Annotated in this window: 23 protein-coding genes; 11 read left to right on the top strand and 12 right to left on the bottom strand. The window is 71.8% G+C overall.

What is annotated here, in order from left to right; genetic code table 11:
* Positions 1-48 precede the first annotated feature (48 nt).
* Positions 49-816, bottom strand: coding sequence for an IclR family transcriptional regulator (locus HEQ75_RS07815; RefSeq protein ID WP_168028981.1), 768 nt, complete (start codon positions 814-816; stop codon positions 49-51).
* A gap of 92 nt (positions 817-908) precedes the next feature.
* On the opposite strand from HEQ75_RS07815, the gene HEQ75_RS07820 reads away from it, so the two are divergent.
* From HEQ75_RS07820 to HEQ75_RS07830, 3 genes are read left to right on the top strand one after another with little or no spacing between them, the layout of a single operon-like run.
* Complete coding sequence (locus HEQ75_RS07820) at positions 909-1787, top strand: TauD/TfdA dioxygenase family protein (RefSeq protein WP_168028983.1); 879 nt, start codon at positions 909-911, stop codon at positions 1785-1787.
* On the top strand, positions 1787-2698 hold the full coding sequence (locus HEQ75_RS07825; RefSeq protein WP_168028985.1) for a fumarylacetoacetate hydrolase family protein: 912 nt from the start codon (positions 1787-1789) through the stop codon (positions 2696-2698). The genes HEQ75_RS07820 and HEQ75_RS07825 overlap by 1 nt, the downstream gene beginning before the upstream one ends.
* A 33-nt stretch (positions 2699-2731) precedes the next feature.
* The gene (locus tag HEQ75_RS07830) at positions 2732-3703 is read left to right on the top strand and encodes a Bug family tripartite tricarboxylate transporter substrate binding protein (RefSeq protein ID WP_168028987.1); all 972 of its coding nucleotides are present in this window, start codon (positions 2732-2734) and stop codon (positions 3701-3703) included.
* A gap of 40 nt (positions 3704-3743) precedes the next feature.
* Here the strand turns inward: HEQ75_RS07830 and HEQ75_RS07835 are convergent, their stop codons facing one another.
* The 7 genes from HEQ75_RS07835 to HEQ75_RS07865 form a co-directional block, all read right to left on the bottom strand.
* Positions 3744-4715, bottom strand: coding sequence for a tripartite tricarboxylate transporter substrate-binding protein (locus tag HEQ75_RS07835; RefSeq protein ID WP_168028989.1), 972 nt, complete (start codon positions 4713-4715; stop codon positions 3744-3746).
* Positions 4716-4746: 31 nt separating this feature from the next.
* Complete coding sequence (locus tag HEQ75_RS07840) at positions 4747-5703, bottom strand: type 2 periplasmic-binding domain-containing protein (protein WP_168028991.1); 957 nt, start codon at positions 5701-5703, stop codon at positions 4747-4749.
* Positions 5700-7841, bottom strand: coding sequence for a molybdopterin cofactor-binding domain-containing protein (locus HEQ75_RS07845; RefSeq protein ID WP_168028993.1), 2142 nt, complete (start codon positions 7839-7841; stop codon positions 5700-5702). Before HEQ75_RS07845 ends, HEQ75_RS07840 begins: the two co-directional genes overlap by 4 nt.
* Positions 7838-8299, bottom strand: coding sequence for a (2Fe-2S)-binding protein (locus HEQ75_RS07850; RefSeq protein WP_209318405.1), 462 nt, complete (start codon positions 8297-8299; stop codon positions 7838-7840). The genes HEQ75_RS07845 and HEQ75_RS07850 overlap by 4 nt, the downstream gene beginning before the upstream one ends.
* On the bottom strand, positions 8296-9261 hold the full coding sequence (locus HEQ75_RS07855; protein WP_168028995.1) for a tripartite tricarboxylate transporter substrate binding protein: 966 nt from the start codon (positions 9259-9261) through the stop codon (positions 8296-8298). Before HEQ75_RS07855 ends, HEQ75_RS07850 begins: the two co-directional genes overlap by 4 nt.
* A gap of 70 nt (positions 9262-9331) precedes the next feature.
* Positions 9332-9913, bottom strand: coding sequence for an NAD(P)H-dependent oxidoreductase (locus HEQ75_RS07860; protein WP_168028997.1), 582 nt, complete (start codon positions 9911-9913; stop codon positions 9332-9334).
* Positions 9913-10344, bottom strand: coding sequence for a cupin domain-containing protein (locus HEQ75_RS07865; RefSeq protein ID WP_168029136.1), 432 nt, complete (start codon positions 10342-10344; stop codon positions 9913-9915). The genes HEQ75_RS07860 and HEQ75_RS07865 overlap by 1 nt, the downstream gene beginning before the upstream one ends.
* 77 nt (positions 10345-10421) lie before the next feature.
* Here HEQ75_RS07865 and HEQ75_RS07870 point away from each other — a divergent pair, with 77 nt between their 5' ends.
* Entirely contained in the window at positions 10422-11003 is a 582-nt protein-coding gene (locus HEQ75_RS07870) for an NAD(P)H-dependent oxidoreductase (RefSeq protein WP_168028999.1), read from the top strand.
* A gap of 5 nt (positions 11004-11008) precedes the next feature.
* Here the strand turns inward: HEQ75_RS07870 and HEQ75_RS07875 are convergent, their stop codons facing one another.
* From HEQ75_RS07875 to HEQ75_RS07890, 4 genes are all read right to left on the bottom strand, one after another.
* A complete protein-coding gene (locus tag HEQ75_RS07875; RefSeq protein ID WP_168029001.1) occupies positions 11009-12340 on the bottom strand; it encodes a cytosine deaminase in 1332 nt (443 codons plus the stop codon).
* Positions 12337-13197 (bottom strand): ABC transporter permease, encoded by an 861-nt coding sequence (locus HEQ75_RS07880; RefSeq protein WP_168029003.1) that lies wholly within the window; start codon positions 13195-13197, stop codon positions 12337-12339. Before HEQ75_RS07880 ends, HEQ75_RS07875 begins: the two co-directional genes overlap by 4 nt.
* Positions 13194-13952, bottom strand: coding sequence for an ABC transporter ATP-binding protein (locus HEQ75_RS07885; protein WP_328733481.1), 759 nt, complete (start codon positions 13950-13952; stop codon positions 13194-13196). Before HEQ75_RS07885 ends, HEQ75_RS07880 begins: the two co-directional genes overlap by 4 nt.
* 102 nt (positions 13953-14054) lie before the next feature.
* Positions 14055-15074 carry an ABC transporter substrate-binding protein gene (locus tag HEQ75_RS07890; protein ID WP_168029007.1) on the bottom strand — a complete coding sequence of 340 codons (1020 nt, stop codon included), beginning with the start codon at positions 15072-15074 and terminating at the stop codon, positions 14055-14057.
* 268 nt (positions 15075-15342) lie between these two features.
* Between HEQ75_RS07890 and HEQ75_RS07895 the strand changes: the two genes are divergently transcribed.
* From HEQ75_RS07895 to HEQ75_RS07925, 7 genes are all read left to right on the top strand, one after another.
* Positions 15343-16428, top strand: coding sequence for an ABC transporter ATP-binding protein (locus HEQ75_RS07895; RefSeq protein ID WP_168029009.1), 1086 nt, complete (start codon positions 15343-15345; stop codon positions 16426-16428).
* Complete coding sequence (locus HEQ75_RS07900) at positions 16425-17468, top strand: extracellular solute-binding protein (RefSeq protein ID WP_168029011.1); 1044 nt, start codon at positions 16425-16427, stop codon at positions 17466-17468. Before HEQ75_RS07895 ends, HEQ75_RS07900 begins: the two co-directional genes overlap by 4 nt.
* Positions 17469-17484: 16 nt before the next feature.
* Positions 17485-19188 (top strand): ABC transporter permease subunit, encoded by a 1704-nt coding sequence (locus HEQ75_RS07905; protein WP_168029012.1) that lies wholly within the window; start codon positions 17485-17487, stop codon positions 19186-19188.
* Positions 19189-19346: 158 nt separating this feature from the next.
* Entirely contained in the window at positions 19347-19715 is a 369-nt protein-coding gene (locus tag HEQ75_RS07910; protein ID WP_168029014.1) for a YciI family protein, read from the top strand.
* Positions 19712-20914 carry an RNA polymerase sigma factor gene (locus tag HEQ75_RS07915; RefSeq protein ID WP_168029016.1) on the top strand — a complete coding sequence of 401 codons (1203 nt, stop codon included), beginning with the start codon at positions 19712-19714 and terminating at the stop codon, positions 20912-20914. Before HEQ75_RS07910 ends, HEQ75_RS07915 begins: the two co-directional genes overlap by 4 nt.
* 94 nt (positions 20915-21008) lie before the next feature.
* Entirely contained in the window at positions 21009-23123 is a 2115-nt protein-coding gene (locus tag HEQ75_RS07920) for a hydantoinase/oxoprolinase family protein (RefSeq protein ID WP_209318406.1), read from the top strand.
* Complete coding sequence (locus HEQ75_RS07925; protein WP_168029018.1) at positions 23120-24679, top strand: hydantoinase B/oxoprolinase family protein; 1560 nt, start codon at positions 23120-23122, stop codon at positions 24677-24679. Before HEQ75_RS07920 ends, HEQ75_RS07925 begins: the two co-directional genes overlap by 4 nt.
* The last annotated feature ends 6 nt before the right edge of the window (positions 24680-24685 follow it).

A 24685-nucleotide genomic window follows, 5' to 3' on the forward strand; every position in this document is an offset into this window, starting at 1 on the left:
CGCATGCTATCGCCAGGCCGCCGCGGATCATAGGGATGCCAGGCAGGATCAGGGGTTTCCCGAAAGCGTCGCCAGCCGCTGGCGCATCAGCCGCAGGATCGAGGCGCGGCTGCGCCGCATGCGCGCCAGCGGTCCGCTGACGGCGAGCGCCAGCGGCCGGTGGCCGGGCGCCACGGGCAGCGCCATGGCGAACATCGCCGTGTCCGGCACCACGGAGGCCTCGCTTGTCGCGTAGCCCTGCGCGCGGATCTGCGCGAGCTCGGCCAGCAGCGGCGCCACCGCCACCGGCGTCGTCCCCCGTGCATTGATGCCGCGCAGCAGCTTCACCACCGCCGCTTCCCCCTGCTGCGCCAGCAGCACCTTGCCGGCGGCGGGCAGGAAGATGGGGCGGCGCGATCCCGGCTTGATATGGAAGCGCACCGGCCGGATGGATTGCAGGATGCGGATGTAGTCCACGTATTCGCCATGCTGCATCGCCAGCACGATGGTCTCCCCGGTTTCCGCCTGCAGCGCATCCATCACGCGCGGGATGCCGCCCTCCTCGGCGAAGAAGCGGTCGAAGATCCAGGTGCCGAGCACGGCGAAGCGGATGGTCGGCTGGTATTCCCGCGCGCGCGGCGCGTATTCCAGGTAGCCCAGCGCCAGCAGGGATTTCAGCAGGACGGAGGTGGAGGACAGCGGGAAGCCCAGCGCGGCGGCCACCTCCGTCACCGTCGCCGGGGCGTGGCGATGGGCGAAGAACTCGAAGATCTCCAGCACCCGACCGGCGGATTTCACCACGCCGTCCATCCGCCCCGCCCCCATCTGCCGCTTCATGTATGTGGAATCGCGCCAGCGCGCTGCAACGTCTGTTGACCGGCGCCCCGCCCTCGGGGAAGCCTGCCTGCAAGGGGAAACGGAGCAGGGTGATGCGCATCATCGCGAATGCAGGCGGCGTCGGCGCGCGGGTGGAGGATGTGGACCTCGCCCAGCCCTTGTCGGAGGGCGATTTCCGCACGCTGCTGCGCGCGCTTGGCAGCCATGGCGTGCTCTGCGCGCCGCGCCAGTCGCTCGATGCCGCGCAGCTCAGCCGGCTGGGCGGTCGCTTCGGCACGCTGGAACACAACGTCGCCAACATGTTCCACCCGCCCGGGCACCAGGAGGTGATGGTGCTGTCCAATGTGGTGGAGGATGGCAAGCCGGTCGGGCTGAACGATGCCGGCCAGGGCTGGCACACCGACATGAGCTATTCGCAGGAGATCGCGCTGGCCAACATCCTGCACGCCAGGCGCGTGCCGCGGCGCGACGGCAGGCCGCTGGGCGCCACGCAGTTCCTCGACATGCATGCGGCCTATGACGACCTGCCGGCGGAGGTGGTGCAGCGGCTGGAGGGCCGCAGCGCCATCCACGACTTCAACAAGTTCTGGGAGATGATGCGCCAGCGCCCGGGGTCCACCCGCCCGGCGCTGACCGAGGAGCAGCGCCGCCGCAAGCCGCCCGTGCCGCAGCCGATCTTCCGCACCCACCCCATCACCGGCCGCCGCGTGCTGTACTGCAACCCCGGCTACGCCATGCACATCGAGGGCTTTGAGGCGGCGGAAAGCGCGGCGATGCTGGAGTATCTGTTCCGCCACCAGTCGCAGCCGAAATACCTGTATTCGCACCAGTGGACGGAAGGCGACGTGCTGATGTGGGACAACATCGCCACCACGCACAACGCCGTCGCCGACTACCGCGCCGATGAGCCGCGCTACATCCTGCGCGTGCAGGTGATGGCAACGCTGGACTACGCCCGGCTGGCCGCCTGATGCGCCTGCTGAGCTACCGCGCGCCGGATGGCGCGCGCCTCGGCGCCCTGCTCGGCGCCGACCGGATGGTGGATCTGCGCGATGCGCTGGCGGCCGCGCGCGCCGCGGCCGGGGAACCGCCGGGGCCGCCGCTGCCCGGAGACATGGTGGCCTTCCTGTGGGGCGGCGACGGGGCGCTGGCCGATGCCGCGCGGGCGCTGGCCTTCGCCGCGCGGCCGGACCAGGCGGCGCTGCGCCGGCCCTACGATGCGGCGCTGCTGCTGGCGCCGGTGCCGCGCCCGGGCAAGATCCTCGGCGTCGGCCGCAATTACGGCGAGCATGCGAAGGAGGTCGGCGGGCCGAAGCAGGAGATGCCGCGCATCTTCCTCAAGCCCGCCAGTTCGGTCGCCGCGCCCGGCAGCCTGCTGCGCATCCCGCCCGCCGTCACCAAGCCGGATTGGGAGGCGGAGCTGGCCGTCGTCATCGGCCGCCCGGCCTGGCAGGTGGAGGCGTCCCGTGCGCTGGAACATGTGGCGGGCTACACCCTGCTGAACGATGTCAGCGCGCGGGAATTCCAGTTCGACGTGGCGCCGCCGCAGACCTCCTTCGCCAAGGGCATGGACGGCTTCTGCCCCATGGGGCCCTTCCTGGTGACGCCGGAGGAGGTGGGCGAGCCCTGGGCGCTGGAGCTGCGCTGCTGGCTGAACGAGGAGCTGGTGCAGCACGGCAATACGCGGGACCTGATCTTCCCCGTCGCCACGCTGATCGCCCATCTCAGCCGCTTCATGACGCTGGAGCCGGGCGACGTCATCGCCACCGGCACCCCGGCGGGCTCCGGCGCCTTCCGCACCCCGCCGCGCTGGCTGCGCAGCGGCGACCGGCTGCGCATGGAGATCGCCCGGATCGGCGTGCTGGAACACGGCATCGCCTGAAACGTGCCGACCAATTCAGGGAGGAAACCAAGAATGACCATCACCCGGCGACATGGCGCCAAGCTGCTGCTGGGCGGGCTCGCTTTGCCCGCCCTGGCACGGGCGCAAGGCTTTCCCAGCCGTACCATCCGCCTCGTCGTCGGCTATTCCGCCGGCGGCCCCACCGATGTCATCGCCCGCGTCGTGGCGCAGGACATGCAGGCCAGCCTCGGCCATTCGGTCGTGGTGGAGAACCGCACCGGCGCCAATGCGCTGGTCGCGACCCAGGCCGTGGCGCGGGAGCCGGCGGATGGCCACGCCCTGCTGGTCACCACGCTGTCGCACAGCGTGAACGCCATCCTGCTGCCGAATGCGGGCTACGACCCGCTGCGTGACTTCGCGCCGGTGGCGCAGCTCGTGGTGCTGCCGCTGATCGCGGTGACCGGCGCCAGCACGCCCTTCCGCAGCATGCAGGACCTGGTGGCGGCGGCGAAGGCGAAGCCGGGCGAGGTCAGCTACGGCTCCGCCGGCAATGGCGGCTCCGCCCACCTGGCCGGCGCGCTGCTGGCGACACGGGCGGGGGCGGAGATGACGCATGTGCCGTTCCGCGGCAACGGCCCGGCGCTGACGGAGGTGATGGCCGGCCGTGTCTCCTTCATGTTCTACCCGATGATCGGCATCGCCGACCACATCGCCCGCGGCGCGCTGCGCCCGCTGGGTGTCTCCACCGCGCAGCGCAGCCCGGACTACCCGGATGTGCCGACCATGGCCGAGATCGGCTTCCCGGGCTTCGAGGATTACAGCCAGGGCCTCGGCGTCGTCGCCCCGGCCGGCACGCCGGAGCCGGTGGTGGCGAGGCTGAACCAGGCGATCCGCGCCTCGCTCGCCAAGCCCGCGACGCATGAACGGCTGAAGGGGCTGGGCGCCATCGTCACCCCCTCCTCCCCCGCCGAGTTCGGCCGCTTCCTGGAAGGCGACCTGACGCGCTGGCGGCGGGTGATCGAGGCGGCGAAGATCACCGGCTGAGGCCAGGCGGGCGCCAGCGGTCGCTGGCGCCCTTCCGATCTCAGTCCGGCTGGATGTTGGCGGCGCGCACCAGGCCGCCCCAGGTCGCCACCTGCTGGCGGAAGAAGCTGCCGCATTCCTCGGGCGAGGACAGGATCAGCCGGGCCTGCTGGGTTTCCGTCATCACCGTCTTCGCCCGCTCCTCGGACAGGGATTCGCGCAGCGCCGCGTTCATCCGCGTCACCATCGCCGGCGGCGTGCCGTGCGGCGCGAACACCGCCCACCAGGCCTCGGCCTCCAGGCCCGGGAAGCCGGCCTCGGCCGCCGTCTGGGTCTGGGCCAGGCGGGACAGGCGCTGCGGGCCGAACTGCAGCAGCGGGCGCAGCGAACCGCCGGCGATGTGCGGCAGCATCAGCGCGGCGCTGCCGATCATCATGTCCACATGCCCGGCCACCGCATCGTTCACCGCCAGGCCGCCGCTGCGATAGGGCACGTGCGTCATGCGCGCCCCGGCCGCCTCGCCCAGGCGGATCATCGACAGGTGGCCGATCGTGCCATTGCCGGTGGAGCCGTAGGAAACGCCATCCGGCCGCGCCTTCGCCGCCGCCACCACATCCGCCATGGTCCGGAAGGGCTTGTCCGGCCGCGTCGCCACCGCATAGGGAGACCCGCCGATCAGCATGACCGGGTCCAGGTCCTTCAGCACATCGAGCGGCGGGTTGCGCAGCAGGGCGGGGATGGTGGAGTGGCTGTCGAAGGTCAGCAGCCAGGTCAGCCCGTCCGGGCGCGCCTTGGCGACGATGTCGGCGCCGATGGAGCCGGCGGCGCCGGAGCGGTTCTCCACCACCACCGTGGCGCCGAGCCGCTGCGTCAGCCCCGGCGAGACCAGCCGCGCCACCGCGTCGGTGGAGCCGCCCGGGCCGAAGGGGACGACGATGCGGATGGTCTGGCCCTGGGCGCTGGCCAGGCGCGGGGCGGCCAGCGGGGCGGCCAGGCTGGCGCCCAGCAGGGCGCGGCGGCTGAAGATGGTCATGGTTGTGGTTCCTCCCGTAGCGCCGGCGCCTTCAGGTGCCGTGCGTCGATGTCTCGAACAACTCCTCGACCGGAACGGGGCGCGCCGTCAACCCGTCGGCCTGGGCGAAGCGGCACATCGCCTGCAGCTCGGCGCGGTTGCGGGTGAAGCCATAGGGCCAGGGATCGCCGCCCATCATCGCCGTCTGCGCCGCCGCTTCCGCCGCGATCCAGGGCAGCGAGACGCGCAGCACATTCACCATGGCAAGCTCCGCCACCGCCTGGCGCTTCGCCGCGTCGAAGGCCTCGAACAGGGCGCGCGGCAGGGCGGGATGCGCCGCCGCCACGTCGCGGCGGATGGCGATGCAGTGCATGATGGGGAAGAAGGTGGTGGCGCGCAGATAGGCTTCCTCCTCCGCCCGGCTGTCGGGGAACAGGCGGGCCACCGGGGCGCTGCCATCCAGGAAGCAGGAAGGCGGGCGCGGGCCGATGAAGGCGTCGATCCGGCCATCGGCCAGCATCGCCTCCAGGCTCTCCCCGGCCGGGATCACCTGCATGTCGATCTCCTTCGGCAGGTCGAGCGGCGTGCGCTCCCCGGCCGAGCGCCAGGCGATGCTGCGCATCGGCACGTTGTAATAGGTGCGCAGCATGCCCCGCACCCACATCGCCGCGGTCTGCTGGTACTCCGGCACGCCGATGGTGCGCCCGCCCAGGTCCTCCGGCCCCTCGATGCCGCGATCGGTGCGGATGTAGATGGCGGAATGGCGGAAGGCGCGGGAGGGAAACACCGGCACGCCGATGTAGCGGCTGTCGCCGCGCGCGACGGAAAGGATGTGGCTGGCCATCGAGAGTTCGGTGATCTCGAAGCGGGCTTCACGCATCGCGGTGCGGAACAGGTCTTCCGGCTCCCCCGCCTCGGCGGCGATCTCGAAGCCTGCGATGGGGATGCGGCCGTCCAGCACGGGCTGGGTGCGGTCGCTGCGGGTGCAGGCGAGCGTCAGGCGGGTCATGCGGTGTCCATGGCCTTGGCGAGATTCTCCGGCGTGAAGGGCCAATGTGTCGGGCGCACGCCCAGCGCATCGGCGATGGCATTGGCGATGGCGCCGATCACCGGCCCCATGCTACATTCCCCGGCGCCGAGCGGCGGGGCTTCCGGCCGCGCCAGCAGTTCCGCGGCAACCCGCGGCACCTCCGAGAAGCGCAGGATCGGGTAGCCTTCCCAGCTGTCGGAAGTAACGCCGCGCGCATCGTGGCGCACCGCTTCGAGCAGGCAGAGCGAGGTCGCCTGGATGGCGCCGCCCTCGATCTGGTTCAGCGTGCCGTCGGGGCTCACCACCTCCCCCACATCGGCGGCCAGCCACAGGCGCCGGCAGAACACGCGCTCCGCCGCCTCCACCTCCGCCACCGCGGCGCACCAGGCGCCGGTGCCCTTGTAGCGTGCCACGGCCAGGCCCAGGCCGAAGCCCTCGCGCCGGGCGCGGCTTTCCCAGCCAGCCATGGCGGCGGCGCGCGCCAACACGTCCCGCGCCCGGGCATCGTCCAGGTGGCGCAGACGATGGGCCAGGGGGTCGGCACCGGCGGCGGCGGCCAGTTCGTCCATCACGCTCTCGATGGCCCAGACATTGGCCAGCGCGCCCAGGCCGCGCAGCGCGCTGGTGCGCAGCGGCATGACCTGAAGATGCGCCATGCGGACATCCAGCGCCGGCACGCGGTAGCCCGGCACCGCGTTGCGCTGCGCCCCGCCGCCGCCGGCCAGGGGCGGGTTGATGGCATTCGGCACCGGGAAGGGATCGGCCAGTTGCGAGGCGGCGAGCAGCGTCGGGTGCTTGCCGCGGCCGGGCCGGCCGGAATGGCCGTTGGAGGTGACACGCTGCGACCAGCGCAGCAGCGTGCCATCCGCCGCCGCTTCCGCCTGCACCGCAACCAGCATGGCCGGGGAGGCCGGGCCCCAGCCCAGCTCCTCCGCCCGGCTCCACAGCAGCCGCACCGGGATGCCGGGATGGGCGCGGGCCACCAGCGCGGCCTCCAGCGCCACGTCGTCGGCGCCGTTGTGGCCGTAGCAGCCGGCGCCTTCGACATGCTGGATCAGGAAGGTCTCGGCCGGCAGGCGCATCGCCTTCGCCAGATCGGCGCGCAGGTTGTAGATGCCCTGGCTGTGGGTCCAGAGATGCATCCGCCCGTCCTGCCACAGCGCGACCGCGCAGCTGGTGCCGATGGAGGCATGGGTGACGAAGGGGCGGAAGAAGCGGCGCGCGATGCGGTGCGCGGCCGGCGGCGTTTCGGCCACCCGCTCCGCCACCAGGCTTTCCTCGGCCGGGGCCGCGTCCAGCCAGGCCTCGACGGCGCCATCCGGCGGCAGCGTCTCCGCCGCCTGCCACTCGGCACGGCCGGCAAGGCGCAGCGCGGCGGCCTCCGCCTCCTGTTCCCGGGGGGCGAGCACGGCGAGGAAGCTGCCATCCCGGTGCACCACCGCATCGCCCGGCAGCGCCCCTTCACGCACCGCCAGCAGCACCGCGCCGCGCGAGGCCGGCCGCACCACGCGGGCATGGCGCATGCCCGGCAGCCGCAAGTCGTGGATGAAGCGCGGACTGCCAAACACCTTCTCCGGCAGATCCAGCCGGGGGGCGGATGTACCGGCGATGCGGCGCGCCGTCGCGGGCTTGGCCTCGATGTCCGGGGAGGCTTCCGCCGCCAGCAGCCCCGCATCGGCCATGGACCAGTAGCTGCCAAGCGTCCGGCCGTCGGGGGCCAGGAAGGCGCCATCCTCCACCCGGATATCGTGCGGGGAGACGCCGCTGCGCTGGGCCAGGACCGAGAGCAGGATGGCGCGCGCCTCGGCGCAGGCATGGCGGATGGCCATGCCGGATTCCTGCACGGACAGGCTGCCGCTGGTCACCGCCTCGTCCGGGCTGCCCGGCGTGCTGGCGGCCACCACGCGGATGCGGGACAGCGCCACGTCCAGCTCCTCCGCCGCGATCTGGGCCAGCGCGGTGAGGATCCCCTGCCCCAGCTCCACCTTGCCCGGCGTCAGCCGCACCGCGCCTTCCGGCAGGAAGGCCAGCCACTGGTCCAGGCGGCGGTTCACATGCAGGCTGCCGGGCAGCTTCGGCCTGCCATCCTGGATCGGGCCGGCGAAGGCGAGGTTCATGGCGCCATCTCCGCCGCGGCCTGCTGGATGGCGCGGATGATGCGATTGTGGCTGCCGCAGCGGCACAGATGCGGGTCCAGCGCCGCGCGGATCTCGACCTCCGTCGGCCGCGGCGTCGCGCGCAGCAGCGCCAGCGCGCGGATCTGGATGCCCGAGAGGCAGAAGCCGCATTGCCCGGCCTGCTGGTCCAGCAGCGCCTTCTGGAGGGGATGCGGCGCGGCGGCGGTTCCGATGCCCTCCACCGTGGTGACGTCGCGGCCGGCGACCTCGCCCACCGGCAGGGTGCAGGCGTGGCGCGGCTGCCCGTCCAGCAGCACCAGGCAGGCACCGCATTGCTCCGCACCGCAGCCGAAGCGGGTGCCGGACAGGCCGAGCGGCCCGCGCAGCGCCGCCAGCAGCGGCGCCTCAGCCTCGATCGGCGCGGCCACCGCCGCGCCGTTCAGGGTGAAGCCGATCAAGCCGGCGTCATCTTCGCCATGCGGACGAACTCCGCCTGCCGCGTGATGTCGCGCCGCAGGAAGGCGTCGAAGGCGGCGATGTCCATCGGCATGGGCTGGGCGCCGAGGCGCAGCTGCGCCTCCCGCGTCGCCGGCAGGGCCAGGATGCGGTTCAGCTCCGTGTTCAGCTTCTGGCGGATCTCCACCGGCGTTGCCGCGGGGGCCATGAAGCCGAGCCAGATGGAGGCTTCGTAGCCCGGCAGCGCCTCCGCCACCGTGGGCAGGTCGGGCATCAGGCTGCTGCGCTGCGGGCCGGTGGTGGCGAAGCCGCGCACGCGGCCGCCCTCGATCTGCGGCCGCATGGTGGGGATGGCATCGAACATCAGCGGCACCGTGCCGGCGATCAGCGCCGTGCGCGCCTCGTTCGATCCGCGGAAGGGCACATGGGTGGCCTCCGCATTGGCCATGGCCAGGAACACCGCGCCGGCCACGTGATAGGGCGTGCCGGGGCCGGAGGAGGCATAGTCGTACTTGCCCGGATTGGCCCGCAGCAGCGCGATCAGCTCCGCCAGGTTGGCGGCGGGGATGGAGGGATGCACCGCCAGCACGTGATGGGCGATGTTGATGGCGGCCACCGGCGCCAGGTCCCGCATCAGCACATAGGGCCGGTTCGGCAGCAGCGTCTCGTTCGCCGTGTGGGTGTTCGACATCAGCAGCAGCGTGTGGCCATCCGCGGCGGACTTCACCACATGGTCGGTGCCGATGGTGGCGCCGGCGCCGGGCCGGTTCTCCACCACGAAGCTCTGGCCGAAGGCCTGCGCCAGCGGCTCCGCCAGCGCCCGCGCCGCGACATCGGCGGACCCGCCCAGGCCGAAGGGCACGATGATGCGCACCGGCCGGTTCGGCCAGGCGCCCTGCGCGCGCAGCACGGCCGGCGCGGCCAGGGCGCCGGCGGCACCCAGGATCAATCTGCGTCCGATCATTGTCGGATCTCCTCCCTGCAAACGGTTGGCCTGCAGGATCGCCGCGATGGGCGGCCAGGGCAAGCCGTGATCAGAACCGTGCCATGGCGCCCTGCACCCGGGCCAGGAAGGCCGCGCGCCGCGCCGCATCCGCGCGGTTCATGTCGTACAGCGCGTGGTAGGCGATGGCGGCGCGGCCGGCGGTGATCAGGCGGAAATAGCGGGTGATGGCCTTGCGCGGCGGATCGCCCGCCAGCATCGCGGTCCAGCGCGGGCGGCCATAGGTGCTGATGCCGGCCACCTTGCGGATATGCAGCAGGTTCGGCTTCGCCACGCCATCCTCCAGCCGGAAGGACACGCCGGGCAGCAGAACGCGGTCCATCCAGCCCTTCAGGATCGCCGGCAGGCCGAAGCACCAGGTGGGGAAGGACAGCACCAGCGCCTCGGCTTCCTCCAGACGGCGGACATGGCCCTCCACCGGGCCGCGATTGCCGGGGATCTCGTGGTAGCCGCGGCGCTCCGCGGCGGAGAGCACGGGGTTGAAGCCCTCCGCATACAGGTCGCACAGATCGACGCGGTGCCCGGCCTGGCGCAGCCCCGCCAGCGCCGCGTCGCGGATGGCGGCGTGGAAGCTTTCCTCCAGCGGGTGGGCATAGAGGTAGAGGATGCGCATCAGGCGGCGGCCCCGGTCAGCACGGCGATGTCCTCCGCCGGCAGGTCGATCGGCGTGCCGTTGCGGATGAGTTCGGCGAAACCCTCGTTCGGCGTCATGAAGGTCAGGCAGTAGAGCTTTTCCGCCGTGTCGTTCACCACGACATGCTCGGTGCCGGGGCGCAGCACGAAGCAGTCGCCGGGGCCGATTGCGGTCTCCACCCCATCGGCATGGGCCTTGCCCGACCCCTTGAGGACGAAGAAGCACTCCTCTGCCACGCTGTGCGTGTTGGGCGGCGTGCGGCCGCCCGGCGCAAAGATCTCCACCACCAGGGTGAAGGTCACGCCATCCGCCAGCGGGTCGAACAGGCAGGCGAAGTAGTTGCTGTCACCGGGGGCGATGCGGAAGCCGCGCAGATCGGCGGCACGGCGCGCCAGGACGGGAGCGGGCATCATCGGCGGCGATTCTCCGTTGCGTTCTCGGCGGCAAAGGTTGCATGACCGACGCTGCCACCACAAAGGCCCGATGCATGCGCGTGCTGCTGATCCACTGCCACCCCCGCCCGGACAGCTTCTCCGCCGCGCTGCGCGACGCCGCCCGCGCCGCCCTGGAAGAAGCGGGGCATGAGGTGGAACTGCGCGACCTGTATGCCGAGAGCTTCGACCCGGCGCTGAGCGCGGAGGAACGCGGCCGCTACCATGCGGTGACGGACAACCTGCTCGGCGTGGAGGATCATGTCGCCAGCCTGCGCCGGGCGGAGGCGCTGCTGCTGGTCCATCCCACCTGGTGGTATGGCATGCCGGCCATGCTGAAGGGCTGGTTCGACCGCGTCTGGGCGCCCGGCGTCGCCTTCCGGCTGGGCGAGGGCGCCATCACGCCGCTGCTGACCAACATCCGCCGCATCGGCGTCATCACCACCTATGGCTCGCCGCGTTGGCTGCTCTGGTATATCGGCCATCCCGACCGCAAGCTGGTGAACCGCGGCATCCGCCGGCTCTGCGCCCGGGACTGCCGCGTCGATTGGTACACGCTGACCCGGATGGACCATCGCAGCCGCCCGGAATGCGAGGCCTTCCTGGGCCGGGTCCGCGCCGCGCTGGCGCGCTGGTAGCGGCGTCAGCCCGCCACGCCGAGCAGGGCGTCGAGCTCCCGCCAATCCGGCGGCGTCGCCCCCAGCAGCCGCCCGGCGCGCAGCACCGCGCGGTCCGATTGCGGGCGGGACAGCAGCTCCGTCATGAAGCGGGCGGAGAACAGCACCAGATCCGCCACGGCGCCGACCCGGATGCTGCCATGCGCCCCGGCGATGCCCATCGCCTCCGCCGGCCGCAGCGCCGCGGCGGCGGGCCAGTCGCCGAAGGGGTGGTCCAGGTGCAGGATGCGCGTCGCCTCCCGGAACACCTCCGCCATGTCGAGGTCGCCATAGGCGTAGAAGGGATCGCGCGTGTTGTCGGAGGCGACGGAGACGCGGATGCCGGCCGCCCGCATCTCATGCACCAGCGTCACCCCGCGCCAGCGCGGCGTGCGGCCCGCCACGCGGTCCTGCAGGTACATGTTGCACATCGGCAGCACGACGATGTCGATGCCGGCCTCCGCCACAAGGGCGATCGTCTCCTTCGCGAAGTCTTCCGGCTGGATGGAGAGCGAGCAGCAATGGCCGCACTGGATCTTCCCGCGGAAGCCGCGCCGCAGTGCGGTCAGCGCGATCTCGCGCAGCGCCCGCGCGCCGGTTTCGCCGGATTCATCGACATGCAGGTCGAGGTCCAGGCCGCGGGCCTCGGCGAGGCTGAAGAAGTGGTCCAGCTCCGCCTGGAAGGCTTCCGGCAGCGCGTCATGGATGCCGCCGGAATGGCGCGTGACCATGCCGAGCACGCCGCCCGACTCGGCCACGGTATCGGCCAGCATGGCGCCGTCAGGCCCGGCGAAGCGGTCCAGCGGGCAGATGGAGGACATCTGCAGCGCGATGCGCCCGGCCCATTCCTCCCGCAGCCGGCGGAAGACGCGCCAGGTGGCCAGGCCATGCGGCAGGTAGGTGTCCAGATGCGTGCGGATGGCGACCGTGCCATGGGCATGGGCGCAGCGCAGCGCGAAATCCGCACGCGCGGCGATATCGGCCTCGGACCAGGCGGCACCGCGGTCGCCCATCACGGCCGCGATGGCGCCGGCGAAATCGCCCGTCGGGTTGCGCATGCGCGGCCAGATATGGCCCTTGTCCAGATGCGTGTGCGCATCGACGAAGCCCGGCCACACCTGGCCGCCGCGCATGTCGATGCCGTCCTCCGCCGTGCCCTGCGGCGCCAGCGCCGCGATGCGGCCGTCCTGCACCCGGATATCAAGCCGCACCAGGCCGTCGGCCTCGGCCGGCGCCGCCAGCCCCTGCAGCAGGGCGGCCGGGCTGCGGGCGTTGCGCAGCCAGTAGTCGGGGCCGGCGGCGGCGAGTTCGTCCTTCATCGACGTTCTTTCATGGCGCTTTCATGCCAGTGGCGCAGGCACAGATGGGAGATCAGGCTCATCGCGAGGAAGATCGCGATGCCGGTGAGGGAGACCAGGACCAGGGCGGCGAACATCTTCGGGATCTGCAGCTGGTAGCCGGCTTCGAGGATCCGGTAGGCGAGGCCGGAGGCACGGCCGCCGGTGCCGGCGACGAATTCCGCGACGATGGCGCCGATCAGCGCCAGCCCGCCGGAAATCCGCAGCCCGGCCAGGAAATAGGGCATCGCCGTGGGCAGCCGCAGGTAGCGCAGCACCTGCCAGCGGCTGGCGCGGTACAGGCGGAACAGGTCCGTCAGGTTGTGGTCGGCGCTGTTCAGCCCCAGCGTGGTGTTGGACAGGATGGGGAAGAAGGCGACGATCCAGGCGCAGATCAGCAGCGCGATGCGGATGTCGTCCACCCAGATGATGATCAGCGGCGCGATGGCGACAACCGGCGTCACCTGCAGGATGACCGCATAGGGGAACAGCGACATCTCGATGATGCGGGACTGCGCGAACAGCACGGACAGCAGCAGCCCCAGCGCCGCGGCCACGAACAGCGCCGCGAAGGTGATCTGCAGCGTGATGAGCAGGGAGACGGACAGCGAAGGCCATTCGCGGATCAGCGTCTGGAACACGCTGACGGGGCCCGGCAGCAGGTAGGGCGGGATCTCATTGATCCGCACCACCGCCTCCCACCCCAGCAGCGCCAGCACGCCGATCACGGTCGGCGCCAGGATGCGGAACCAGGTCTCCGCGGTCAGCCCGGCATAGCGCTTCGCCTGGTGTTCGACCGGCGCCTCGGCGGCCTCGTTGGCGGAAAGGGAGACGCTCATTCGCCCATGGCCCTGCTGAGTGCGGCGGAGATGTCGCGGCAATGCGCGGCATAGTCGGCGGAGGTCCGGAACACCTCGCCGCGCGGATAGGGCGCGTCCACCGCCAGATCCTCCACCACCCGCCCGGGGCGGGCCGCCATGACGACGATGCGGCGGGACAGGTACACGCTCTCGAACACCGAATGGGTGACGAAGACGGCGGTGAAGCGCTCCGCCTGCCACAGCGTCAGCAGGTCGTTGTTCAGCCGGTGGCGGGTGATCTCATCCAGCGCCGCGAAGGGCTCGTCCATCAGCAGCAGGCGCGGCTTCGTCACCAGCGCCCGGGCGATGGAGACGCGCATGCGCATGCCGCCCGAAAGGCCGCGCGGGTAGGATTTCTCGAAGCCCGCCAGCCCGACGGAGGCCAGCGCCGCGGCCGCCCGCCGCTCCGCCTCCGCCCGCGCCATGCCGGCGAGCCGCAGCGGCAGCATCACGTTCTTCAGCGCGGTGGACCAGGGGGCCAGGGTCGGTTCCTGGAAGACGAAGCCGATATCCCCCGTCTCCCCCCCGCCGGCCATCTCGACGCGGCCGGAGGAAGGCGGGATCAGCCCCGCCATCATCCGCAGCACGGTGGATTTGCCGCAGCCCGAGGGGCCGAGGAGGGACACGAAATCCCCCCTGGCCACCGTCAGGTCCACGCCGCGGACGGCGAGCGTCCCGTTGGCATAGCGCTTCGTCACGCCCTCCAGCGAGACGACCGCGGGCGGAGGCGTCACCTCAGCGCCTGTGGTGGAAGCAAGATCGAGCATCGATGCCCGTGGGAGCCATGCGCATGCGTCCTGTGACGTCGGCTTTGCCGGGCATCAATGCACGATCTTTCAGGCGAGGCCGACGCGCTTGTTCACGAACTCCAGGCTGTAGGCCTTGGCGTAGTCGAGGCCCGCCGGGTAGCGGCCGACATCGCGCATGCCTTCGTAGAAGGACTTCCAGCGCGCCTCCGTCATCGCGCCGATGCCCATGGTCAGCGCGTCGCCGGAAGCGACGATGCCGGCCTGGTTCATCACCTGCACCGCATAGGCGATCTTGGCGTCGTCCATCTCGGGATTGTCGCGCTTGATGGCGGCATTGGCGCCGGCGACATCCTGGCCCTTCATGTAGGCGGACCAGCCCTCGATCGTCGCGTTGACGAAGCGCTGCACCAGGTCCTTCTTCTCGTTCACCATGCGCTGCGAGACGTCGATGGTGGTCTGGTAGTTCTGGTAGCCGGCATCGGCGATCAGGAACACCCTGGGCCGCGCGCCGGCCTGCTGGGCGGCGAAGGGCTCGGAGGAGATGAAGCCCTGCTGGATCGCCATGCGGTCCGCCAGGAAGGGGCCGACATTGAAGGTGTAGGGGCGGATCTGCTCGTCCGTGAACCCGAACTTCGCCTTCAGGAAGGGCCAGTAGGTGACGCGGCCGGAGGCGCCGATCAGGATCGGGCGGCCCTTCATGTCCTCGAAGGAATTGATGCCGTTGCCCTCATGCGTCATCAGGACCTGCGGGTCCTTCTGCATGATCGCGCCGACGGTCAGGAAGGGCAGGCCTTCCCGCACATAGTTCAGCGCCTGGAAGCCGTTGGACATGATGAAGTCCACCCGGCCGGCCAGCAGCAGCTGCGCCGGGTTCTGCTGCGGGCCGCCCATGCGGATCTCGCACTCGATCCCGTGGCGGCGATAGATGCCGGCGGCGACGGCCTGGTAGTAGCCGCCATGTTCCGCCTGGGCGCGCCAGTTGGTCTGGAAGGAGACCTTGTCCAGCGTCTGGGCCAGCGGCACCCGCGCGCCGGCCACCGCGGTCAGTGCCAGGGCGGTGCCGCCGGTCAGCAGCGCCCGCCGTTCCATCCGATACCGTGTCCGCATCCGCCGGTCCCTCCTCGCTTGTCCGCCGCGGCGATGGCCGCCGGGCTTTCGCTGTCCCAGGCCCTGTATCAGGCCACTGTTGCCGGAACAGCAAGGCCCATGCCAAGTGTACCGCTCCGCCGACCGGCATAGCGCGGGGCGGGTTCGCCGTGAAAGCGGGCAGACGCGACAAAAATGGGCAGGACGGACACCCGGCCTGCCCTGCCGGCACGGTTCCCCGCGGCCGGCGGTCCTGGCGCCGTGGCACCGGCTTTGCCAGACTGACGCCGTGACCGACACCACCCCCCATCTGGTCCTAGACCGGCTGACCAAGCGCTATGGCAGCCAGGCCGCCGTCGACGGCGTGGCGCTGAGCGTCGTGCGCGGCGAATGCATCGCCCTGCTCGGCCCCTCCGGCTGCGGCAAGACCACCACGCTGCGGCTGGTCGCCGGCTTCATCCTGCCGGATGAGGGCCACATCCTGCTGAACGGCACGGCGATCGAGCACGCGCCGCCGCATCGCCGGCAGATCGGCATGGTGTTCCAGAACTACGCCCTGTTCCCGCACCTGACCGCCGCCGGCAATGTCGCCTTCGGCCTCGAGATGCGCGACGTGGGCCGGGCGGAGCGTGACCGGCGGGTGGCGGAGGCGCTGGCCATGGTGGGCCTGGCGCATCTGGCGGACCGCTACCCGGCGCGCATGTCCGGCGGCCAGCAGCAACGCATCGCCCTGGCCCGCGCCCTGGTGATCCGCCCCGAATTGCTGCTGCTGGACGAACCGCTGTCCAACCTCGATGCCGGGCTGCGGGTGGAAATGCGGGAGGAGATCGCCCGGCTGCGCCAGGCCGCCGGCATCACCACCCTGTTCGTGACGCATGACCAGGAGGAGGCGCTGGCGCTGGCCGACCGCGTCGCGGTGATGGATTGCGGCCGCATTGTCGAATGCGCCGCGCCGGCGGCGCTGACGGAACGGCCGCGCCACCTGTTCACCGCCGGCTTCCTGGGCGCGCGCAGCGTGCTGCCCGGCCGCGCCGAAGCCGGCGCCTTCCACACCGAGGGCGGCTTCGCGCTGCCCCTGCCGCCGGCCGCGCCCGACCGGCCGAGCCACCTGGTGCTGCGCGCCGCCCGGCTGCTGCTGCTGCCTGCCGGCGCTGGCCCGGCCGGGGCGCTGGCCCTGCCCGTGGTGGTGGAGGCGGCGACGCGGCTGGATGACAGCATCCACTACGAGGTCTCGGCCGGGCCGCACCGCATCCGCGTGCACCGGCCAAGCGCCGAGCCTGCCTTCGCCCCCGGTGCCGCGGTGACGCTGGCCGCGCCGCCCGAGGCCATCGCCTGGATCGAAGATTTTTCCACAGCAACCGGAGCCGAGCCATGACCCTCTCCCCCACCCGTCGTGGCCTGCTGGCCACCGCCGCGCTGGCCGCGCCTGCCATCTGGGGCCGCGACGCCGTGGCGCAGATCCGCCGCGGCGACGAGCTGACCGTCGGCATCTGGGGCGGCGCGCAGGAACGCATCACCCGGCAGTACTGCGTCGAGCCGCTGGAGCGGCAGCACGGCGTGAAGATCAACTACGTGCTGGGGGGCACCACGGAGCGCCGCGCGCGCGCCTATGCCGAGCGCGGCCGGCCCTCCTTCGACCTGCTGTACCTGAACATCTTCGAAAGCCGCCAGGCGGTGAAGGATGGCGTGACGCTGGCGCCTTCCGCCAATGTGCCCAACTTCGCCAACCTGTACCCGCTGGCCAAGGTCGGCGGCTATGGCGTGGCCTTCAACCCCGTCACCATCGTCTATGACCGCCGCAAGGTGGCCGCACCGATGACGTCCTGGAAGGATTTCTGGCGCGAGGATCTGAAGGGCAAGGTCATCTGGCCGACCTATCCGGGCGCCCAGGGCACCGCGGGGCTGCTGATGGCGGCCAAGGTCTGGGGCGGGTCGGAGACCAACATCGACCCGGCCTTCCGCAAGATCGCCGAGCTGAAGCCCTTCGCCGCCATCCAGGGCAGCCAGGACCAGCTCTATGGCATGTTCGACCAGCAGGTGGGCGCGGCCTCCGTCGAATTCGGCAGCTTCACCCGCACCTATGCCGAGACCCGCAACCCGAACATCGTGATCGCGGAGCCGGTGGAGGGCCAGGCGGTGGCGGCGAACTACGCCTGCATCACCGCCGGCACGAAGAACCAGGCGCTGGCCGAGGCTTTCGTGAACCTGCACCTCAGCCCGGAATGCCAGACCGCCTATGCGCAGCAGACCTACTACAGCCCGACCATCCGCAACATCAGCCTGCCGCCCGAACTCGCCGCCAAGCTCATCATGGGCGAGGCGGCGGTGGAGAAGCTGATCGACTTCGACTGGGATGTGGTGATCCGCAACCAGCCGCGTTGGTCCAGCCGCTTCACGCGGGAGATCGCGGGCTGAGCCTGGCCTGAATGTGATGCAGGACTCGAAGCGGGCCGGCCTGCTGGCCGCGCCCTATGTGCTGTGGCTGCTGGCGGCCTTCGCCGCGCCGCTCGGTGCCGTCGCACTGCTCTCCGTGCAGGAGAGCAGCGAGATGTTCGCGCCGCTAGAGCTGGTGCCCTCCGGCGCCCAGTATGCGGAGATTCTGGGCGACGCCTTCTTCCGGCGGCTGCTGGGCAACACGCTGCTGCTGGGGCTCGCCGTCGCCGGGGCCTCCGCCCTGCTGGCCTATCCGCTGGCGCTGTGGCTGACGCGCCTCAGCCCGCGTGCCAAGCCCTATGGCTTCGCCATCATCCTGGTGCCGCTGCTGACCAATGTGGTGGTGCGCTCGCTCGGCATCATCCTGCTGCTGGCGCCGCAGGGCGTCGTCTCCGGCATCGGGCAGTGGCTGGGCCTGCAGCCGGTGAACCTGCTGTTCGGCTGGTTCGCCGTCGGCGTCTCGCTCGTGCAGGTGTTCCTGCCCTTCATGGTGCTGGCGCTGTACGACGTGCTGGAGGCGCAGGAGAAGCGGCTGGAGGAAGCGGCGGCGGGGCTCGGCGCCGGGCCCGCCATGCGCTTCTGGCGCGTCACCTTCCCGCTTTCCCTGCCCGGGCTGCGCGGCGGGCTGACGCTGGTCTTCCTGATGGCGTCGACGGCCTATGTCTCCGCCACCCTGGTCGGCGGGCGCAAGGTGCTGGTCACCGGCATGGTGGTGCTGCGGGAGGGGATGGAGATCCTGAACTACCCGCTGGCCTCCGCGCTGGCGATGCTGATGCTGGCGACCTCCGTCCTGGTCACGCTGGTGATCGCGCGGCTGATCGGCCTGGCGACGCCCTGGGTCGCCGCGCGGGTGCCGCGGCGCTGGCCCGGCCTGCCGCCGGCGCCGCGCCGTGCTTTGGTGCAGGTGGCGGAGGCGCTGGCGCCGGTGGTCTATCCGCTGCTGCTGGGCGCGGGCATCTTCATCCTGATGTTCCCGCTGCTGCTGGTGGCCGTCGCCTCGGTGAATGACAGCCCGCAGGCCACGGTGGCGCAATTCCTCGGCTTCACCTGGAAATGGTACGCTGCGGTGCTGACCAATCCGCGCTATCTCTCCGATGCCTGGACCAGCCTGCAGCTCGCGCTGTGCTGCGTCGCCATCGCCCTTGCCCTGGCGCTGCCCGCCGCCTTCGCGCTGGTGCGCGGCAGCTTCGCGGGAAAGGAGGCGCTGGGCGCCTTCCTGATGCTGCCGCTGGCCCTGCCCGGCATCGCCATCGGCCTCGGCATGCTGCGGCTGCTGCAATGGTTCAACCAGGTGCCGCCCTTCCTCGGCGTGCTGGCGGTGCATGTGGTGCTGGTCACGCCCTTCATGCTGGCGCTGCTGCGGGCCTCTGTCGCCCAGCTGGATCGCGGGCTGGAGGAAGCGGCCGGCGGGCTGGGGGCCACACCCGCCCGCGTGTTCCGCCGCGTCATCCTGCCGCAGCTGGCGCCGGGCATGGCGGTGGCCTGCGTCATCGGCTTCCTGATGTCCTTCGGCGAGGTCACCGTCACCGCCTTCCTCACCACGGCGCGGCTGCAGACCCTGCCGGTGCGCATCTATGCGGAGGCGACCTTCAGCCTCGAGAACACGGTGAACGCCATCTCCACCCTGTTCATCCTGGTGACCATGGCGCTGCTGGTGCTGGTGAACCGGCTGATGCCGCTCGACCGGGTTTGGAAACGGTAGCGCCGGGCGCCTCCTCGTCCCGCACGGCCTCGGATCGGCGCCATAAAGATTCTTCGCCGCCTGTCGAAGTGACGCAGCCAAAAGTGTCTTCCCATCAGCCAGTCTCGCCGGGTCGGATCAGCCGGCCCCGCGGGACCCGGCGTGAAGGAGAGACCGCCATGCAATACATGATGCTGCTGACCGAGACCGCCGCCGAATTCGCCCAGCGCGAGGACCCGGAGAAGGCCCCCGCCTACTGGTCCGGCTGGACCGCCTTCATCGGTGCCATGGCGCAGGCCGGCATCATCGTCCGCGGCGACGGGCTGTTGCCGCCGCACACCGCGACGACGCTGCGGCTGCGCGACGGCAAGCCGATCGTGCAGGACGGGCCGTTTGCCGACAGCAAGGAACAGCTTGGCGGCTACTTCATCATCGAGGTGCCGGACCTCGACACCGCCCTGGCCTGGGCGGCCCGCGCGCCCTCCGCCGCCAGCGCCGCGGTGGAAATCCGGCCCCTGCTGCCGCCGATGCCCCTCCCCGCCGGATGAGCGAGGCCGCGATCCAGGCGGCGGAGCATGCGGCCCGCACCGCCTATGGCCGCCTGGTCGCGCGCCTCGCATCCCGGTCGCGCGACATCGCGGGCGCCGAGGATGCCCTGGCCGAGGCCTTCGCCGCCGCGCTGCGCCACTGGCCGCAGCGCGGCGTGCCGGCCTCGCCGGAGGCCTGGCTGCTGACCACGGCGCGCAACGCCCAGAGCAATGCCGGCCGCCACCGCCGGGTGGCCCTGGCCGCCGCCGCGGCGCTGGAACGCCGGCAGGCGGAACCGGAGAACCCGGCGGAGGCCCCTGAAGACTGGCCGGACGAGCGGCTGAAGCTGCTGTTCGTCTGCGCCCATCCTGCCATCGATGCCGGCATCCGCACGCCACTGATGCTGCAGGTGGTGCTGGGCCTGGATGCCGCGCGCATCGCCAGCGCGCTGCTGCTGTCCCCTGCCGCCATGAGCCAGCGCCTGGTCCGGGCCAAGGCGAAGATCCGCCTCGCCGGGCTGCGCTTCGAACTGCCGGGGCGGGAGGACTTGCCGGCCCGCCTGGCCGAGGTGCTGGAAGCGGTCTACGCCGCCTATGGCACGGGCTGGGAAGGCACCGGCCCGCTCGGCCTGGCGGCGGAGGCGATCGCGCTCGGCCGGCTGCTGGTGGCCGAATTGCCGGAGGAGCCGGAAGCCAGGGGCCTGCTCGCCCTGATGCTGCATTGCGAGGCACGCCGCGACGCGCGGCGCGACGCGGCCGGCCGCTTCGTGCCGCTCGCGCGCCAGGACCCCCGCCTCTGGTCGCGCCCGCTGGTCGCGGAGGCGGAGCGGCTGCTGACGGAGGGCTCGCGCGCCGGCCGCTTCGGCCGCTTCCTCTGCGAGGCGGCGATCCAGTCCGTGCATGCCCAGCGGGCGGCCACCGGCCGCACGGACCATGCGGCGCTGCGCCTTCTCTACGATCTCCTGGCCCAGCAGGCGCCCAGCCTGGGGGTGCTGACGGCCCGCGCCGCGGCCCTGCTCGAAGCCGGGGACCTGGCGGCCGCGGCGGTGGCCCTGGCCGCGCTGCCAGCGGACCGGGTGGCGGACTACCAGCCCTATTGGGTGACGCGGGCCGCCCTGCTGCGCCAGCAGGGCCTCGTGGCGGAGGCTGCGGCGGCGCGGCGGCGCGCGATCGGGCTGACGCAGGATCCGGCGGTCCGCCGCTTCCTTGAGGACGCTTGACGCCGCGCCGCGACGGGGCGCAAGCTTCTGGAAAGAAGGACGACGTCCTGCAATACGAGACACGCATCTTGCAGGATCAAGGGAAGGAAACGCCGTGCCGGATGATGTGCGCACCGCGGCGGCACGCGCCGTGACCGCCACCTCGGGCTTTGCCCTGGCCGTGGACATCGGCGGCACCTTCACCGATGTCGTGCTGCGCCACGAAGGCGGCGCTTCCGTCACCGACAAGACGCTGACCACCCACCGCAACCTGCTGGAAGGCTTCTTCCGCGCCGTCGAGCTGGCGCTGGACCGCGCCGGCATCGGCCCGGCGGCGGTCACGGCGGTGACGGTCCACGCCACCACCCTGGTGACCAATGCGGTGATCGAGCGCCGCGGCCCGCCCACCGCCCTGCTGGCGACCCGGGGCTTCCGGGACGTGCTCAGCATCCGCAACGAGCACCGCTACGACATGTTCGACCCGCAGATCGAATTCCCCGATCCGCTGGTGCCCGATGCGCTGGTCTACACGCTGGATGAACGCACCCACGCCGATGGCAGCGTGGCGAAGCCGGTGGATGCGGCGGAAGCCTCGGCGCTCGCCCGGCGGATGCAGGCGGATGGCGTGCAGGCGGTGGGCATCTGCCTGCTGAACGCCTATCGCAACGGCGCCAATGAACAGGCGGCGCGGACCGCGATCCTGGCGGCGGCGCCAGGGATGGCGGTGACGCTGTCGTCGGAGGTATCGCCGCAGATCCGCGAGTATCCGCGCGCCTCCACCACGGTGATGAACGCCTACACCCAGCCCATCGTCGCCCCCTATCTGGCGGCGCTAGAGGCGGAGCTGGCGCGGCGCGGCTTTCCCAACCGGCCGCTCATCATGCTGTCCAATGGCGGCGTGGTGGGCACCCGGGTGGCCGGCGGCTTCCCGGTGCGGATGATCGAAAGCGGCCCGGCGGCGGGGGCGCTGGCGGCGGCGCATTTCTCCGCCGTGCTGGACCTGCCGCGGCTGCTGTCCTTCGACATGGGCGGCACCACCGCCAAGGCCTGCCTGATCGAGGGCGGCCGCCCGCTGGTGGCCGGGGAATTCGAGGTCGATCGCCGCTACCGCTTCAAGCCCGGCAGCGGCTTTCCCATCACCATCCCGGCCGTCGACATGATCGAGATCGGCGCCGGCGGCGGCTCCATCGCGCGCGTCGACACGCTCGGCCTGCTGAAGGTCGGCCCGCGCAGCGCGGGGTCGGAGCCCGGGCCGGTCTGCTACGGCCGCGGCGGCACCCAGCCCACGGTGACGGATGCCGATGTGGTGCTCGGCCTGCTGGATGCCGACCGCTTCCTGGGCGGCGACATGAAGCTGGACCGCGCCGGCGCGGAGGCCGCGCTGGGTGCCCTCGGCGCCCAGCTCGGCACCGATGCCGTCACCACGGCGCGCGGCGTCTTCGAGGTGGTGTGCGAGCAGATGGCCGGCGCCGCCCGCGCCCATGCCACGGACCGCGGCCTCGACTGGCGCGGCCTGCCGATGCTGGCCTTCGGCGGCGCCGGCCCGGTGCATGCCTGCCGGGTGGCGGAGCTGCTGGAATGCTCGCGCCTGGTCTTCCCCCCGATGGCCAGCGTGCTGTCCGCCTTCGGCACGCTGGTCAGCCCGGTGCGGCTCGACCTGGTGCGCTCCGCCCTCGCGCCGCTCGCTGCGCTGGACTGGGCCGCGACGCGCGCTTTGGTGCAGGGCATGGAGACGGAGGGCCGCGCCGCGCTGGCGGAAGCCGGGGTGCGGGCGGCGGAGGCGATGCTGGAGCTGGCGGTGGATTGCCGCTACCGCGGCCAGCAGAACGAGGTGACGGCGGACCTGCCGCTGGCCGTGCTGGCAGCCGGCGACGCCCCCGCCCTGCGCGCGGCCTTCGAGGCCGCCTACCAGGCGTTGTACGGCCTGACCCTGCCGGATGTGCCGCTGGAGGTGGTGACCTGGCGGCTGGCGGCGCGCGGCCCCATCCCCGAGGCCAGCCCGCCCCCCGCCACCGGCGGCGTGCCCGCGGCACCCCGCACGCATCGCCGCGTGGCGGTGGAGGCGGCGGGGCCGGAGGTGCCGGTCTTCGACCGCGCCACGCTGGCCGTGGGCCAGCGCATCGCCGGCCCGGCGATCATCGAGGAGAGGGAAACCACGCTGGTGGTGCTGCGCGGCTGGACCGCCTGCGTGCACGCCACCGGCGCGGTGGTGGCGGAGCGCGCGGCATGACGCAGCTGGATGGCATCGCCCTGGAGATCCAGTGGTCGAACCTGATCGCCACCGTCACCGAACAGGCGCGCGCGCTGCAGCGCATCGCCTTCAGCCCGATCGTGCGGGAGGCCGGGGACCTGGCCACCGCCCTGTTCGACCGGCAGGGGCGCATGGTGGCGCAGGCCGTCACCGGCACGCCGGGCCACATCAACAGCCTGGCCGCCGCCGGCCAGCATTTCGTCCGCGAATTCCCGCCGGACTCGCTGCATCCCGGCGACGTGCTGATCACCAACGACCCCTGGCTGAGCGCGGGCCATTTCTTCGACATCACGGTGATGACGCCGGTGTTCCGGCGCGACCGCTGCATCGGCTTCTTCGGCAGCACCATCCACCACACCGATATCGGCGGCTACGGCGTCGGCGCGGGGGCGCGCGACGTGCATGAGGAGGGCCTCTGGATCCCCCTTGCGAAGCTCTACGAAAAGGGGCAGCCCAACGCGCTGCTGCACGCCATCATCCGCCGCAACGTGCGCACGCCGGAACACGTCTCCGGCGATTTGGCCGCGCAGGTCGCCGCCGGGCGGGTGGGGGCGGAGCGGCTGAACGCGCTGTGCGACCGCACCGGCCTGGACGACATCCAGGAGCTGGCCGAAGCCATCCTGCAGCGCTCGGAACAGGCGACGCGCGCCAGCATCCGCAAGCTGCGCCCCGGCACCTATCACGGCGAGAGCATCTTCGACGTGCCCGGCGGCGCCCACATCACGCTGAAGGCGGCGGTCACCGTGGATGCCGATGCCGGGGAGCTGACCATCGACTTCACCGGCAGCAGCCCGGAAGCGCCAATCGGCATCAACGTCGTGCTGAACTACACCGCCGCCTACGCCAACTTCGCCGTGCGCGCCTGCCTGGACCCGGACCTGCCGAACAATTTCGGCAGCCTGCTGCCGGTGCGCGTGGTGGCGCCGGAAGGCTCCATCGTGAACTGCCGCTACCCGGCGCCGGTGAATGCGCGGCATGTGGTGGGCATGTATGTGCCGATGCCGGTGCTGAAGGCGCTGCACCAGGTGATGCCGGACCGGGTGCTGGCGGAAGGCTCCGGCGCCGTCTGGACCATCCAGATCCAGGGGCGGGAGGCGGATGGGCGGCCCTTCACCTCCTCCATGTTCAACTATTCGGGCGGCATGGGCGCGCGGCGCGACAAGCCGGGGCTTTCCGCCACCTGCTACCCCACCGGCGTCGCCGCCGTGCCGGTGGAGGTGCTGGAAGCCGCCATGCCCATCGTCTTCACCCGCAAGGAACTGCGCCGGGGATCGGGCGGCGCCGGGCGGCAGCGTGGCGGCGACGGCCAGCTCATCGGCTTCCGGATGCGCACGCGGGACCCCTGGCTGCTCAACGTGGTGGCCAGCCGCACGGATCTGGGGCCCGAGGGGCTGGAAGGCGGGGCGGGCGGCCAGCCCGGGCGCTTCCTGGTGAACGGCCAGGCGGTGAACAAGTCGCAGAAGATGGCGATGGCCGCGGAGGATGAGGTGCTGATGGAAACGCCGGGCGGCGGGGGCTACGGTTCCGCCACCTGAACGATC

The organism is Falsiroseomonas selenitidurans (assembly GCF_012103215.1).
Classification (GTDB): Bacteria; Pseudomonadota; Alphaproteobacteria; order Acetobacterales; family Acetobacteraceae; genus Falsiroseomonas; species Falsiroseomonas selenitidurans.

What these genes read in the sequence shown, in the direction of transcription:
- HEQ75_RS07910 (WP_168029014.1), top strand. Translation starts at nt 19,347, where the DNA reads ATGCAATACATGATGCTGCTGACCGAGACCGCCGCCGAATTCGCCCAG.
- HEQ75_RS07835 (WP_168028989.1), bottom strand. Translation starts at nt 4,715, where the DNA reads ATGACCATCTTCAGCCGCCGCGCCCTGCTGGGCGCCAGCCTGGCCGCC.
- HEQ75_RS07855 (WP_168028995.1), bottom strand. Translation starts at nt 9,261, where the DNA reads ATGATCGGACGCAGATTGATCCTGGGTGCCGCCGGCGCCCTGGCCGCG.
- HEQ75_RS07875 (WP_168029001.1), bottom strand. Translation starts at nt 12,340, where the DNA reads ATGAAGGACGAACTCGCCGCCGCCGGCCCCGACTACTGGCTGCGCAAC.
- HEQ75_RS07880 (WP_168029003.1), bottom strand. Translation starts at nt 13,197, where the DNA reads ATGAGCGTCTCCCTTTCCGCCAACGAGGCCGCCGAGGCGCCGGTCGAA.
- HEQ75_RS07825 (WP_168028985.1), top strand. Translation starts at nt 1,787, where the DNA reads ATGCGCCTGCTGAGCTACCGCGCGCCGGATGGCGCGCGCCTCGGCGCC.
- HEQ75_RS07915 (WP_168029016.1), top strand. Translation starts at nt 19,712, where the DNA reads ATGAGCGAGGCCGCGATCCAGGCGGCGGAGCATGCGGCCCGCACCGCC.
- HEQ75_RS07840 (WP_168028991.1), bottom strand. Translation starts at nt 5,703, where the DNA reads ATGACCCGCCTGACGCTCGCCTGCACCCGCAGCGACCGCACCCAGCCC.
- HEQ75_RS07865 (WP_168029136.1), bottom strand. Translation starts at nt 10,344, where the DNA reads ATGCCCGCTCCCGTCCTGGCGCGCCGTGCCGCCGATCTGCGCGGCTTC.
- HEQ75_RS07905 (WP_168029012.1), top strand. Translation starts at nt 17,485, where the DNA reads ATGCAGGACTCGAAGCGGGCCGGCCTGCTGGCCGCGCCCTATGTGCTG.
- HEQ75_RS07820 (WP_168028983.1), top strand. Translation starts at nt 909, where the DNA reads ATGCGCATCATCGCGAATGCAGGCGGCGTCGGCGCGCGGGTGGAGGAT.
- HEQ75_RS07900 (WP_168029011.1), top strand. Translation starts at nt 16,425, where the DNA reads ATGACCCTCTCCCCCACCCGTCGTGGCCTGCTGGCCACCGCCGCGCTG.
- HEQ75_RS07845 (WP_168028993.1), bottom strand. Translation starts at nt 7,841, where the DNA reads ATGAACCTCGCCTTCGCCGGCCCGATCCAGGATGGCAGGCCGAAGCTG.
- HEQ75_RS07870 (WP_168028999.1), top strand. Translation starts at nt 10,422, where the DNA reads ATGCGCGTGCTGCTGATCCACTGCCACCCCCGCCCGGACAGCTTCTCC.
- HEQ75_RS07890 (WP_168029007.1), bottom strand. Translation starts at nt 15,074, where the DNA reads ATGCGGACACGGTATCGGATGGAACGGCGGGCGCTGCTGACCGGCGGC.
- HEQ75_RS07830 (WP_168028987.1), top strand. Translation starts at nt 2,732, where the DNA reads ATGACCATCACCCGGCGACATGGCGCCAAGCTGCTGCTGGGCGGGCTC.
- HEQ75_RS07925 (WP_168029018.1), top strand. Translation starts at nt 23,120, where the DNA reads ATGACGCAGCTGGATGGCATCGCCCTGGAGATCCAGTGGTCGAACCTG.
- HEQ75_RS07860 (WP_168028997.1), bottom strand. Translation starts at nt 9,913, where the DNA reads ATGCGCATCCTCTACCTCTATGCCCACCCGCTGGAGGAAAGCTTCCAC.
- HEQ75_RS07815 (WP_168028981.1), bottom strand. Translation starts at nt 816, where the DNA reads ATGAAGCGGCAGATGGGGGCGGGGCGGATGGACGGCGTGGTGAAATCC.